The 15279-nt window shown below is 51.1% G+C and carries 4 protein-coding genes; all 4 read left to right on the top strand.

What is annotated here, in order from left to right:
• The first annotated feature begins 1 nt into the window (after position 1).
• The 4 genes from DW819_RS02540 to DW819_RS02525 all read left to right on the top strand — a co-directional run bounded on the left by DW819_RS02540 (position 2) and on the right by DW819_RS02525 (position 15121).
• Positions 2-10561: a prealbumin-like fold domain-containing protein gene (locus DW819_RS02540; RefSeq protein WP_118731931.1), complete on the top strand. Its 10560-nt coding sequence runs from the start codon at positions 2-4 to the stop codon at positions 10559-10561.
• A 440-nt stretch (positions 10562-11001) separates the two neighbouring features.
• Complete coding sequence (gene mreB, locus DW819_RS02535) at positions 11002-12009, top strand: rod shape-determining protein MreB (protein ID WP_118731930.1); 1008 nt, start codon at positions 11002-11004, stop codon at positions 12007-12009.
• Positions 12010-12110: 101 nt separating this feature from the next.
• The gene (locus DW819_RS02530; RefSeq protein ID WP_118731929.1) at positions 12111-14381 is read left to right on the top strand and encodes an ATP-dependent RecD-like DNA helicase; all 2271 of its coding nucleotides are present in this window, start codon (positions 12111-12113) and stop codon (positions 14379-14381) included.
• 2 nt (positions 14382-14383) lie between these two features.
• Complete coding sequence (locus DW819_RS02525; protein ID WP_347560150.1) at positions 14384-15121, top strand: ComF family protein; 738 nt, start codon at positions 14384-14386, stop codon at positions 15119-15121.
• Positions 15122-15279: the final 158 nt, after the last annotated feature.

Genomic DNA, 15279 nt, shown 5'->3' with positions numbered 1-15279 from the left:
AATGAATCAAAAGAGAAAAACCGTGAGACAGACTGCGGCGTGGATTCTGGCGGTCATTATGATCAGTGGAAAACTGCTTCCAGCCATAACGATGCTGCCGTGGAAGGCGGAAGCGGCCCAGAAAGGAGATACCATCACGGCCTACGGGGCTGGTTTCCATCATTACTGTATTGACGGAGCCGGAGCAAACCGGGCGTTGATCGATGGAGACGAGTATGAGTATATTCTTCCTTCGGAGACATTAAGCCGGGAGGAAACAGCGCTGATATTCTGGGGGATGCTGACGCTGCAGGCCAGTTTTGGTAATGTGCCGCAGATCAATGCAGTAATCCGGAATATCAATGCGGGAGCTGCCGCGCAAGGCGTTCCGGCGATTACCGGCTTTGTTACAGAAGCGGATCTGAAATTGCTGATTCATTCGTCGGCAGTACGCGGAAAATATCCCTGGCTGAAAGCAGTGCTTGCCCGGGAGGAGACGTATCTGCAGATGGCTGGGCTGCTTGGAAGCGGAAATGCTGCATTGGGAGGAGATGTGCCTGCTGTGCTACAGGGGCATACCAATACCGGCAGTCCGGCACTCCTGGCTCCTTCCCAGAGCGTGGAGCGGCCGGGGGAATATATCCTGTCATTTGATCCTTCCGGCGCGGACTCAGAATTTATTCGTAGTGTTCCGCTGAAATTTTCCGCTACCGGTGAAGAAGGGTCATTCAGTGAGCAGATTCCGGGCGGCTGGATTTGCCAGAAGACGGATACGGATATCCGTCTGACCAGCACCGGAGCTGGCGGACTTTTATATCTGATGTTTGATGTGCGGGGCACCAGGTATGGGACCGGGGGCGGAACCTTTGCTTCTCCGGAAGAGGTGTATGAGCAGTGCCTGCAGATTTGGAGGTGCAGCCGCTGCGCGGGGACTCACCGCCAGATGTACAATGGCGCGGCACCGCTGGCGGCTCATCAGAGGCTGGTCTTTGTGGAGGTACAGGCACCGCAGCTTTGCTATTATGCAGGCGTTGGAGGAAGTACGCCAGCCGGGGAAGATGGCAGCATGGCATTTGAAATTTACCGCCATGAAGAGGATTGGACTTCTTCCTATAACGTCCGCCTGAAAAAGCAGGACCATGAAACTGGCGCGCCTCTGGAGAGTGCTGTATTTTCCTTATATGAAAGATTTGATGACAAGGATGAGATTCATACGGACCGGGATGGAGCTGCTTATATTTATGCCGGTGGAGCACCTTATCAGAGTTATCACCGGGATAATCCGGTGCTATGGGATGATTTCCAGTTTGTATCAGCTATGGTGACGGATACGAATGGAGAAGCAGAGAAAACAATAGAACATGGATATCATTATGATAAGACGTTCTGTGACGGGCACCCGGCACCGGTTTTTGTTCCGGTACCGGAGGAGGAAGAGGATGAGGAAACCGGAGAGATTGAGAATCAGGCGGAAATTGATGCGGCAAAAGAAGAAAACCGCCGTCTGGCAGCACTTTGGCTGAACACTTGCGCTTCCTGTGAAACCTGGGCTTCGGGAGAGTTTTCCGGTGTTCATTTTCACTGGTACATGCCGGAAACAGATCCAGGGGAAATCAGGAGCATCGCATCTTCCGGCGGAGAAGAAGGAGAGACGCCTTCGGCGGGCACCACGGTTTCTGCTGAAGCAGACCGGGCGTTTCGCGATTCTGGATGTGGTGAGGATACACAGGAAACGTATGATCATTTTATTGCGCTGCAATACAGCTATGCTATAGCGGAGGATACGGCCAGGGAAGGTTACACCCTTCATGGAAACCACCGGGATGATCTGCCGGTAGAAGTCATTACGACAGACGCTTCCGAGAATGGGGCAAATGCGCATTTTGCCGGGCTGTACAGTCATGAGATCCGGATCAGCGACCAGTTTTTTGCAGAGCCGGCACAAACAGTACGGGAAGCAAGGAAGCAGGGCAGCAGCGGAAGGCTGGTTTCAGAAACTGAAGTGCCCAGTGTGCGAAAAGAGAGGCGTTCTATCTGGCAGAAAATCCGTTCCATTTTTTTTCCGGTGCAGACGGATGAGGAACTGCTGATAGATGATCGAAGCACAGAAGCCGGTCAGGAAGCTTTAACAGAGTGGGCCAGTATGTCGAATGCGCAGGCAACAATGTCGAATGCAGCCCTGGCGAAGCAGGACTATATGGCTGTGTCAGGTCAGCAAGAAGAACACCGGAAGCATACGGCGACAGAATCGGATGCGGAAGAGGAAGGCAGATCTCCGGTACCGTGGATTTTGAGACTGGATTTTTCACGTGGTGGGGAGAAAGATTCCGGAGAGAAGACAGCAAAATCGTTTCATGGAGATTTTAAATCAGACATGAGAAACAGGGACGTGGGCAGTGCGGATCTTTTCACGGATGCCTATCAAGGTGCCTTACATGCGCCAGGAAGCGGTCAGAAGATTACGGCTGGTCCGGCGGACCGCTATAGTCATTGCAGTGACCGGGACGGGGAAGATGACTGGTGGCGGATCTACGATCACAGGACAGAAGGAGAGATCCATATCAATAAACGGGATATGGATCTGAAATCAGGTGAGAATGACCGGTATGATTCCTATGGAGATGCGCAGGGCGATGCAGTTCTGGAGGGTGCGGTTTACGGTTTGTTTGCAGAGGAGAATCTGGTGCACCCGGATGGAAAAACCGGCGTGGTATACCAGAAAAATGATTTGGTGGCAGTGACATCCACCGACAAAAACGGAGATGCTTCGTTTCTGGCCTGTACAGAGGCACCGGGAAGGTTTTATAACTATGAAACCGGACAGATCGAAAACAGACCGGGCGGATGGAACCAGATGGCGCCGTCCAATCTTTATGCGCGGAATCAGAGTTTTGATGATTATACAGAAGACGGGCAGTACATAAGAAGCTATCCGGATTACCGTTTGAAAAATGGAAACTGCTGGATCGGCAGACCGCTTTTTATGGGAAGCTACTATGTAAAAGAACTGAGCAGGTCGGAAGGGTATGAACTGTCTGTAGGAAACAGAAAGGCTCCGTTTACCAATGCAGGACAGGAACTGGAAGCATCGGCAGGAACAGAACGGGAAGGTTATGCGGTGATCACGAAAGGCCTTTATGCGGAGCAGCAGGTGCAGTCTGGTGCCAGCGGCGCTTATGGAGATCCGGCATTTCAGGAACTGTTTTTTCAGGTTTCCAGTGAAAAAAGCGGCGGATTTGATCTGGTATTTTCCGAAATACCGGAGGAAAGCAGGCTGTACCGGCTGGATACTCAGGTGAGGACAGAACCGGCCCAGGTTGGAACAGGGCGTTTTACCGAGTCTGCGGAGACAGATCTGTTTGGCAGGCCGGTTTACGCTGTGACCGAATTTCAAGGCCAGTATCCGCGTTATGATGCGGATGGAACATTGCTCACCAGAGAACGTCCGGTCAGCCGGTCGGTGACGGACGCAGAGTGTGCGGCAGAAAAAGAACTGGACACTTCCCGCTGTGAAGCACTGATGAAGCGGCCCGAAGAGAATTTGAATGAAGATACGGTGCTGGAAATTTTAAGGAAGCCATTTCAGATGGAACAGCAGAACTTTGTCAAACAGAAACTGGAACTGATTCTGCGGGGCAATGGGAAGGGAACACCGAAACTGAGCGGCACTTCAGGTACCGGTACCCGTTATACAACACTGGAACATCCGGTTTATGACACTGGATATCAAAGTGGAAAGGAGGTAAGCTTTGGATCTCCGGTTGTGACGCTTCAGATTCCGCGTGTCCGGGAGAACGGAGAGAAAGTAACAGCAGGAGAATTGCTGGCATCCTTGCTGGATTATTATCAGAATCATGCGTATTACTCTTATGGAGGCCTGGATGGGATCCGGGAATTGGAAGATGCGTGGGAGATTTCAGTTTATGCAGGCCGCATAGGAAATCCGGAATGTTTTTATGTACCGGAGAATGAGAAAAGGAGCGCAGCGTTTTATCTGAGAGTTCCATATGTGCCGGAGGAGACTTCTGAAACACCCAGATATTGCTATGCCGTATATACGGGGGAAGAAGAACCGGAAAGTTTTGGCATTTACACCGGTTTTCGGGCCGGAAATGAGGCGGGTGAAGGATTGGAACGAGTCTCTGCCGTACTGGTTCCGGATGCGCAGGCTGATTCGGATGGAAGTCTGGTGACCCGCTGTATTTCGGAAACTGTTTACTATGAACCGGGAGAAATTCCGCTGGATGCGAATGGAAAGCGTATTCCGAAAATCTGCTATATGGAAGAAACCGTACCCGGTGAGACACAGAAATTGTATGGAAACTGGACTGAAATTCCGATAAACGGCCAGGCCGGAATCTGGCATGTGGAAAGCAGTTATACGGACTTCTATGGATCTTTGCATAATGATGAGCAAGGACAGGAATATCGCTTTAAGCTGGTATTACCGGGGCCGGAACAGGTGGTTCTGACAGCAGAAGAGGCGGCTATGCTTTCCGGAAACTGGGCTGCGGGGGATGTTATGGGCTGTGCTTCGTATTATCAGGCCGTGAAACAGGCGTCAGTGCGTGCGTGCCTGGATTATAAAGATGGAGCCACAGGAGAAGAAAACAGCTTTATAAAACATACTGTTCTGGTATATCCGGGACAGGAGGCGGTATGGCAGGATGGTTCTGGAAAACCGGGAAGCGGAACTCAGGCGGTTCCGGTGGCAGTAGAAGAGCGGAGTATCCGACAGAGAATCCGGGTGAGCAAGACCATTGAGAAAACGTCATACCGGAATACCAGTTCTTATGCGGATGTACACGAAGACTGGTGGACCAGGCAGTATAACGGAAAAACGGCAGTAGAAAACTTCCGCTTTAAGGTATACTTAAAATCCAATCTTCAAAATCTGTACCGGAATGAGCAGGGAAATGTAATCTGGCAAGACCGAAAGGGAACGGAACGCACTTTTGAAGAACAGAAAAAGGCTAATGATGCATTTCCGGAACGGGTAAACCAGATCTATACCAGGGTTTTGCACCGCACCGACCCATTGTACAAAAATGCGGAGGATGCAATAGTCTGCAATACACAGCTTTATGCTTATCAGGATGGCCGGATTCAGGAACAGCAGGAATCTGGTGACACGGCACTGCTGGAAATGACGGAAGCGCTTGTGGAAGATGGAAAGACGGTAAGAACCACAATGCGTCCAAATTATAAAAAATTTTTTGACGCCATAGATACGGCAAATCACGACAAGTGGGATGACGCGGCGCCGACCTACACCAGCTGGCGGCCAGTGGGCAATGCAGTTAACCGCAGCGAGGATACGATCTGGAATACCCGGGCTTCAGATCGGGTACGGCAATTTGCCATTACCTGGTATCTGGATGATGTGGCAGCAAAGTTCATACAGGCAGATGGAAACAGTATCTCTGGTGAGACTGCGTTTTCAGATGAGATTCTGGACCGTGCGATGCGGGAAGCCATTGAGAAAGCGCAGAATTATTTAAAACCGTTTTTTGCCTATGATCTGGACGCGCTGTATGCCATTGCCTGGGATGAAGCACCGGGCGGCGGAGCAGACGGGGATCCGGCTACATTATCGGTGGATGTACCGGATCCGTCTGATGAAGAGATTTCTGAATATTATGGGATCTCAGCAATGCTTCCATACGGAACGTATGTGGTGGTGGAGCAGCAGCCAAAGGATGCCGGGCTTCAGGACTTTAAAAACAGACATTATGAAACAGACCAGCCAAAGGAAATCGAACTTCCAGCAGTTTATGCGGATGAGGCGGGCGCGCAGGCGTCCCCTGGAATTCTGGATCCGTTTTATCGATACCAGGCTTCTTTTAAAGCGTCGGAACTGGAACGGCGCTACCAGATCCGTTTTCTGGAAGAGTCCCGCGTACTTCAGGCTCATGGCAGCCGCGGGGACTTTGAAATTTATCCATATGGTCTGGAGATTGACCGGTTCCGGAATGGCGAGCCGGAAACTCTGGCGGCGGGCGATTTCGCGTCCCTGACCCAGTCGGCGTACCGCCCATTCCAGAACTACTATAATGAGGCGGACGATCGTACGGCGGTAGCTGTTTCGTATTATCTGAGTGAAGGACAGGACGGTCGGAAAGCTGTTTCGGAGGTATATCGTTACAGTTCGGTTTCTGAGCAGGCCTGCACGGCTGACAATGTCAGCTATCCGGGAGGCGAGATGACAGAGGATAATATCCCGGGAGCCTGGTATCGGGACCGGGTGCCGGCCATGCAGGGTTCGCAGACAGCCTATGACGGCAGGTATGCACCGATGCTGGTTCCGCATTCTGTGGTCATGGATGCAGAGAATACTTCCGAAGCTTCAGGATGTGGCAATGTCCGTTTCCGCAACCGGCTTTACACCGCCAGACTGCGCCTGGAAAAACTGGATTCTGAGACTCATGAAAATATCCTGCATGATGGAGCGGTGTTTCGTATTTACGCAGCAAAGCGAGATGATGGATCAGATGGAGAAGGAAGAGTCCTTTTCTATGAAGAGGACACCCAGATCTGCGGTTCAAAAGAATTTCTGACAGCAATGGGAGCAGCAGATATCCGGCCTGTCTTGAGAGATGGCGGTATCTGGAACTGGCTGGCCGGATTTTGGAGCGCGGGAGCAGGACGGATGGACGAAACAGAATCTGTGGCAGCAGCTGTTAACGGAGCGGAAGCGTGTTATACAGGCGTGGTACCGGCCGGAACTCCAGTATGCGATGAGTCGGAGCAGATTCTTCTGGGGGACCGGTTTGGTCTGCAGACGGGAGTTATGAAAGCATTTGCGACCGTATGGGATGGACAGCCGGCAGATGCTTCGGAGCATCAGCTGCAGACAGTTGGATATCTGTATACTCCACAGCCGCTTTCAGCCGGAACCTATGTCCTGTGTGAGACAAAAGCACCGGCAGGTTATGCCCGGTCAAAACCAGTGGCGCTGGAGATTTATTCGGATCAGATTACCTATTATCAGAATGGAGAACGGGACAGCCGGGTGATTTCTGCAATTTATGAAGATGCAGCTGATGAACAGACCACCTATGGGACCAAACCGCAGGATCTGATTGATACAGCGCGCGTTTATCTGGAAAATGAGCCAATCCGTCTGCAGGTAGAAAAGCGCGCCATGCAGACAGAAGCCGGGGAGACTTTTTTGGAACGGGATGCCGGTGAAAAAGATGCCTCTGAATATGCGTCCGGTGCGCTGATGACGCTGTTTGACGCAATGTCTATCACGCCGTCCGGTGACTCGCAGGATTTTGCATATGAGGGACTGGTGATTTGCCGGGATGATGCGGGCCATGTGGAACGCATGTATGTAAAGGAAGGATACGGAGGAACGAAAACAGAATTTCTCCCGGAGCAGGATGAAAACGGACGGCTTTATACGGTATCCTGGCCGGCCGGTGTTGACCGTTATGGCGAGATCATTCAGGCAGATGGAAATGTCTGGGATTCTGTCACGGTCATGCGCCCGGATACGGATATTTTGTACTATGATTTGAGTGATTTGAGCGTGAAAATTACACCTCAAACCGATGGAAAAGATGGACGATATCAGGCTTTTGCCTGGAAAGGAGCCTCAAAATTCCTGGAATTTGATGGTGGGGACCTGACGAAGATTACATATGATGAAAAAGATAAAATACTGACTCTGGATAAGGGAACACACGTGTATCATCTTGGAAGGGATGGAGCCAGGGATGCCCTGGTGGATCCCTATACCGGCATGGCCTATGTGGTCCGGGATTTTGACGGAACCAATGGAAGCTGGGACCAGATCTGCGGCCGGGATGGAACCGGAGCCGGAAAGAAACAGGTGATGGTATGGCCGGTGAACATCCGCCGGGATGAGTATGGAAATGTGATTGCCAGAGATAAGATTACGACCTCTCGCATGGCAATAGTGGGCAGCGGAGAAACTGCGTATCTTACCGGCAGCTGGAAGTCAGATCCCGGAGAGGAAAGTCATCGGAAATCTTCTCTATCCAGAAATATGTACGGACAGAATCTGAATGATGAGATCCTTCTGGATGCTAATAATGGAAGTTTTGAAAAAACGATGAATCCGGTCTATGACCGGCATGGCCTGACAGACTATTATCAGAAAAGTGAAGAGCGCTATGATAAGGCAACAGAACTGTATGACCGCAATGGAGAGTTTGTGCGTTCCCAGCTTTCGGATAATCTGGAAGCGGACAATCATGATGCGTATGCAGTGCAGGAACACAGTATGCTGATTGATGAGGAGCAAACACTTTTTCATCGGAAGGGCGAGGCATATGTGGTGGAAAATACCTGGATTTCATCGGAACAGTATCCCAATGATCCGTTTACATCCGTAAAGACAGGAGGACAGGGGGATATTCTGGAACGGGTACCAGCCGGCTGCTATATCATGGAAGAACTGAGGGCACCGGAGGGCTTTGTCAAGGCACTTCCCATGGGAATTTCTGTGGAGGAAACAGCTGAGACGCAAACAATAACGATGATAGATGAACCCGTCAGAACTGAATTTACCAAGATAAGTGGGGGAAACTCAGCGTTTGATTGTGGATATGTTGAGAATGCGCTGCTTGGATTGTGGAAAGCGGAAGCCGAAAACGGAAAGGGGATGGAAACATCCGATCCGGTGATGGTCTGGACAACGGATGGAACACCGCATTGTATCACGCATCTTCCCGTCGGAACATACATCTGGAAAGAAATTCAGGTTCCATCCGGTTTTGTTTCTCATGATTCGGTTTTGGTATCGGTGAAGGAGTGTTCAGAAATTCAGCAATACGAGATGAAGGAGGATCACACAAAAATAGAGGTAGAGAAATACTGCCTGGAAAATGGGAAAGACCGTGCAGACGGAGAAATGGCAGTAGGCGGTGCCGGATTTACTTTGTACCCGGCAAAGCTGGATGATACAGGCAGTGTTTGCTATGAGGAAGGGCGGCCGCTGTACGAGGAATCTTTGCCGGTGGCGCATTGGATAACGGATGATGGTACTACCTGCCAGGCCTTCCCAGACGCTTTTGAAACCATGTATCTGGAACATGGGGCAAAACCGGGAAGCAGTGTGATGTGGGATGCCGGGGATGTTCTGTATCGGGCAGAATTTATGGCAGAATACCAGAAAGAGCAGATTCATCCAGCGGATCCAAAGCAGACGGTGCTTGTATACCGGATGGAAACAGGAGCTGTGATCCGGATTGGAGTCACAAAGGAAACTGATTTGCAGGCGGATCATCCGTATCGGTTTGAGTATCAGTTCAACTGGCAGGAGCTTTCGAATGTAAATGCCTATGCCTGCAGTTATCTGACAGTGGAAAACAGGCAGAGGCTGGATTATCTGCCCGCAGGCAGCAGCTATGTGCTCGTGGAAACAGAGGTACCGGCCGGTTTTGTGCGGGCACAGGATATGCTGATCACAGTAACGGATACGGGAGAAATTCAGTTGTACCGGGTGGAAAATGAAGAAGGCAGTCTGCTTATCTCAAAGGTGTATGAAAATGGGACAAAAGAACTGGCGGGAGCCAGACTGGCGCTGTATCGCGCAGATGAAACAGGCGGATTGACCAGGAACAGCCGTTATCTGTTTGATTCCTGGGTGAGTGGCAGCGACGGACGGTACACAGAGCTGGATGCTATCAACCGCAGGATCCCGCAGGGATATGCAGAAGGGGACTTAAAGCCTCACCGGATCCGGCATCTGCCGGATGGAATTTACTGGCTGGCAGAACAGCAGAGCCCGGCATATTACACCACCTTCGAGCCGGTGCAGATCCTGTATGAATGGCAGCCGGAAATCCGTATCGTGCGGGTGAATGACAGGCCGGTGACCGGAACACTGAAACTGGAAAAAACAGATTCATCCGGTCGTCCTTTGGAAGGAGCGGTTTTTGAGCTGGAAGCCTACACACAGGCAGCAGGAATCCGGGAAGATACGGCAGAACCGGTTTTTCGGATGTGTTTCAGCGCGCCGGCTGAGCAGACAGGCCTGCCTGTTGGTGAGGTTATGCAAAACGGCAGAATCCAGCCGTATTGGTATGAATTGCGGGAAACAGAGCCGCCTGCAGGCTATGCTTTAAACCCGGAAGTAAAGCGCTGGCAGTTTGAACCGGATATGGGAGCGGGGTCGTATGCGTGGAGGGAACAGGCAAAACATCAGGTTACGGTTGTGGACCGGAAAGAACCGGACACCCCCAAACCGGAACCAGAAAAGCCGGAGACGCCCAATCCAGATAAACCGAGACCAGAAGAACCGGATAAGCCGGAAGAAAAACCAGGAAAGCCGGGCGGACCGGAGCATGAGAATCCCCGGACACCGGAGCTTCAGCCGGTGCTGCGGATCGGCAGGATTCTTGCCTGCTACAGGCCATCTTCGCCGGACGGGGCGGCGTGGCTGTATCTGGGGCCGGACGGCCGGTGGAGGATCCGACTGCCGGCTATGGGGGATGAGCGGAAAACGCTGGTCTGGTGCGCGCTCTTTGTGATGTCGACGGCGTTTTTGGGTGCTTTATGCGGCAGGAAAAAGACGACAGAAGGCAAGAATACAGAAAACAGAACGAAATAAAAAACAAAATAAAAAACAAAATCAAAGGGCGAAAAGGTTTGGCAGTCCTTTTCGCCCTTTGATTTTGGGAATGGTAGGTATACAAAATAAAAGAAAATGTTTTAGGGGGGCCGGGCAGTTTCGGGCTGCCCGGTATGAGTATGAAAAAGCTTTGTAATTTCAAGTATGCACTTGAAACAAAGGTTCCATTACCCTTTCGGATAATGTACTTAGAGTATAAAAAAGAATTGTGACTAAACTGTGTCGCCATCATAAAAAAAATATAAACATAATAAAAAATAAAAAAACCCTTTCAAAAACCTTCTGGATTGTATATAATAAGAGAGATTAGAACGAAAAATGCGCTCTTTGCGCATATTCATAGATAGAAATCAATGGGAAACAGGGCGGCTGTGAGAAAACAGAACAGCTGCGAAACGAGAAATCTCAGGAGGAAATTTATGTTAGTATCCAACGATATCGGAATCGATTTAGGTACGGCGAGCATTTTGGTATACATCAAAGGCAAGGGCGTTGTGCTGAAGGAGCCTTCCGTAGTAGCAATCGACCGTGATTCCAACAAGATAATGGCAATCGGTGAGGAAGCACGTCTGATGATCGGAAGAACACCGGGCAACATCATTGCGGTCAGACCACTGCGCCAGGGCGTTATTTCTGATTACACGGTTACTGAAAAGATGTTAAAGTATTTCATCAATAAGGCAGTAGGCAAAAGAACCCTTCGCAAGCCGCGTATTGCAGTCTGCATTCCGAGCGGTGCGACTGAGGTCGAGAAGAAGGCCGTTGAGGACGCTACCTATCAGGCAGGTGCCCGCGAGGTTTCCATCATTGAGGAGCCGGTAGCAGCTGCCATCGGTGCCGGAATTGATATTTCCAAGGCCTGCGGAAACATGATCGTTGATATCGGTGGTGGTACTGCAGATATCGCAGTCATCTCTCTTGGCGGAACCGTAGTAAGCACTTCCATCAAGATTGCAGGTGATGACTTTGATGAGGCTCTGGTCCGTTACATGAGAAAGAAGCACAACCTGCTGATCGGTGAGAGAACCGCAGAGGAGATCAAGATCAACATCGGTTCTGCATACCGCAGACCGGAAGTACTGACCATGGAAGTGCGCGGCCGTAATCTGGTGACAGGACTTCCGAAGACCATTGTGGTCACTTCTGAGGAAACCCTGGAAGCGCTGCGTGAGCCGGCTATGCAGATCGTGGACGCTGTTCACAATGTACTGGAGAGAACACCTCCGGAACTGGCAGCAGACATCTTCGACCGCGGCATCGTGATGACCGGCGGCGGTTCTCTGTTGAATGGTCTCGACCAGCTGATCGAAGAAAAGACCGGTATCACCACCATGGTAGCGGAGGATCCGCTGACCGCAGTGGCAATCGGAACCGGTAAGTTTATCGAGTTCCAGCACGGAGACAAAAAAGAGCAGGAATTTAATTAAGACAAACGATTTTTACGGATATAACGAATGACGAGCAAACAGAAGGGGTCTCGTGTCCATCGCGGACGCGGGACCTTTCTATTCGCAGGAGATACAAGAACATGGCGACAGTAAGCGGATATGTAGAGAAAATCAAATATCGCAACGAGGAAAATGGCTACTCGATCTTAAGTGTCAATTCGGATGGACTGGACTATGTACTGGTGGGAACCTTTCCGTATATCAGTGAGGGGGATTTTATTGAGGCGTCCGGACGTGATGTGGAGCATCCCATTTACGGAGACCAGATCCAGGTGGAATCGTATGAGCTGAAAGCTCCGGAAGATACGGCATCCATGGAGCGCTATCTGGGATCCGGCGCGATCCGTGGTGTTGGTACAGCACTGGCTGCCCGCATTGTGCAGCGGTTCAAGGCAGATACCTTCCGCATCATTGAGGAAGAACCGGAGCGTCTGGCAGAGGTAAAGGGAATCAGCGAAAAAATGGCCCAGGCTATTTCGGAGCAGATGGAGTCCAAGAAGGAGATGCGCCAGGCCATGATGTTTTTGCAGGAATACGGCATCTCCATGAGTCTGGCCCTCAAAATCTACAACGAATACGGTTCCCGGATGTACAGCATTATCAAGGAAAATCCCTACCGCCTGGCGGATGACATCCAGGGTGTCGGATTTAAAATGGCAGATGAGATCGCTCAGAAAGTGGGAATATTCACGGATTCGGATTTCCGGATTCGCAGCGGCATTTATTATACGCTGCTGCAGTCCGTGGCAAACGGACATACCTACCTGCCGCAGGAGGAGCTGCTGGCATCCGCGTCTGAGCTTTTGCATGTAGATCCGGCAGTGATGGAGAAACATCTGACAGACCTTCAGATGGAGAAGAAGATCGTGGTAAAGGTGAATGAGGAGAAGCTGTTGAAGCCGGAAGAGGATGACAGTACCCCTGCCTCCCGCCATGTTTACGCTTCCCAGTATTATTATACAGAGCTTAACACGGCCCGTATGCTCCATGATCTGAACCTGCGGGGGGCTGAGCCGGAAACGGAGATCCGCAAAAAGCTGGAGAAGATCTGTGAAGAAGAACGCATTGAGCCGGATGAGCTGCAGATCCGCGCGGTCGTCGAGGCGGTCAACAGCGGCCTGCTCATTATCACCGGAGGACCCGGTACCGGTAAGACAACTACCATCAACACCATCATCCGTTACTTTGAACAGGAAGAGATGGAGATTCTTCTGGCGGCGCCGACCGGCCGTGCAGCGAAGCGCATGACGGAGGCAACCGGCTATGAGGCGCGAACGATCCACCGTCTGCTGGAGCTGACGGGAGTCCCCTCTGATGATAAAGACACATCAGGTATGCATTTTGAGCGCAATGAGGAGAATCCGCTGGATGCAGATGCCATCATCATTGATGAGATGTCCATGGTGGATATTTATCTGATGCATGCACTTCTTCGGGCAGTGAACCCCGGAACCCGCCTGATCCTGGTGGGGGATACCAACCAGCTTCCGAGTGTTGGCCCTGGCAATGTGCTGCGTGACCTGATCGCCTCCGGGGCCTTTGATGTAGTGCAGCTGACCCGGATCTTCCGTCAGGCAGCCGAGAGTGACATTATCGTCAATGCCCACAGGATCAACGATGGTGAACGGATTCCGCTTGGCAAGCGCAGCAAAGACTTTTTGTTTATCCGCAGAGAACAGCCGGATGCCATTATCAGCGCCATGCTGACGCTGGTGCGGGAAAAGCTTCCGAATTACGTTCACGCGGATATGTTCGACATCCAGATCATGACTCCGATGCGAAAGGGTGCCCTGGGCGTGGAACGCCTGAATACGATCCTGCAGAGCTTCTTAAACCCGAAGGATCCGTCTAAACCGGAAAAAGAGGTGGGCGGAACCATCTATCGCGTCGGAGATAAGGTCATGCAGATCAAAAATAATTATCAGATTGAGTGGGAGACCCGCAATCGCTATGGAATCCCGGTGGATTCCGGTGCCGGAGTTTTCAACGGAGACATCGGCATCATCCGCGAGATCAATACCTTTGCGGAAGAGCTGACCGTAGAATTTGACGAGGGCAAAATGGTGGATTACAGCTTTAAGCAGCTGGAGGAGCTGGAGCTGGCCTATGCCATTACCATTCATAAATCCCAGGGAAGCGAGTATCCGGCGGTGGTGATCCCGGTCTATTCCGGCCCCCGCATGCTGATGACAAGAAACTTGATTTACACGGCGGTCACCCGCGCCCGCGCCTGTGTGTGTCTGGTCGGCATCCCGGAGATGCTTCAGGCCATGGTAGACAATGAGGTCGAGCAGCGCCGCTACACCGGACTGAAGATCCGGATCCAGGAGGTTATGAAATCAGAATTATAAATTTGCTGTTCCCACGCCGCTGTCCGGTCTGCGGGCAGATCGTACTGCCGGAGGGCGCACTGATCTGTCCGGGCTGTATGGCAAAGCTTCATTTTATCCGGCAGCCATCCTGCAAAAAATGCGGGACAGAGCTCATTGCTGACCGCGCGGAATACTGCCCGGACTGCCTGCGAAGACAGCGCAGCTTTGAGTACGGAATCGCGCTGATCCGCTACGATGCTGTGGCTCAGAAGTCCATGGCAGCAGTCAAGTACAAAAACCGGCGGGAATATCTGGATTTTTACGCGGAAGCCATCGCGCGGCGGTACGGCTATTTCTTTGAACTCCATAAAGAAGCGGTGCTGGTGCCGGTACCCGTCCATCCGGCAAGACTGCGCTCCCGCGGTTTTAACCAGGCAGGAGAGCTGGCGGTGCGTCTCGGACGTCTGACAGGACTTTCCGTGAACGAAGCACTGCTGGTCCGTACCCGGAAGACAGCGCCGCAAAAGGATCTCGGTCCGGATGAGCGTCTGCGGAATCTGCGCCACGCATTTGCGGTGACAGCTCAGAGTGGAACATTAGCTGGCAATTGGACTCAGAGGACCGTTCAAGGAGTTGTCTTGTGTATCCCAGATACTGTTGTTCTGGTCGACGATATCTATACTACTGGAAGTACCATTGAATCCTGCACGCGGATTCTCAAAGAAGTTGGCGTGCGAGAGGTCTATTTTGTTTCTATTTGTATTGGGGGTAGTGTTTGAGTCTTTAATGATGAGAAAGAAAAATTAGGATTAATGCAGGGGCTAAATGGCCTCTGTATTTTTTAGCAAAGAATTAAGAAAAATAGTTATTGTAATTAGAGAATAAAATCAGTCTAAAATTAGTTGCAAAATCAGCTATAACAAACTATAAAATATAA

The sequence above is a fragment of the Clostridium sp. AM33-3 genome, from assembly GCF_003480315.1.
Taxonomy (GTDB): domain Bacteria; phylum Bacillota; class Clostridia; order Lachnospirales; family Lachnospiraceae; genus Brotaphodocola.
This window is presented reverse-complemented; position numbering and strand designations above follow the sequence as displayed.

What these genes read in the sequence shown, in the direction of transcription:
- DW819_RS02540 (WP_118731931.1), top strand. Translation starts at nt 2, where the DNA reads ATGAATCAAAAGAGAAAAACCGTGAGACAGACTGCGGCGTGGATTCTG.
- mreB (WP_118731930.1), top strand. Translation starts at nt 11,002, where the DNA reads ATGTTAGTATCCAACGATATCGGAATCGATTTAGGTACGGCGAGCATT.
- DW819_RS02530 (WP_118731929.1), top strand. Translation starts at nt 12,111, where the DNA reads ATGGCGACAGTAAGCGGATATGTAGAGAAAATCAAATATCGCAACGAG.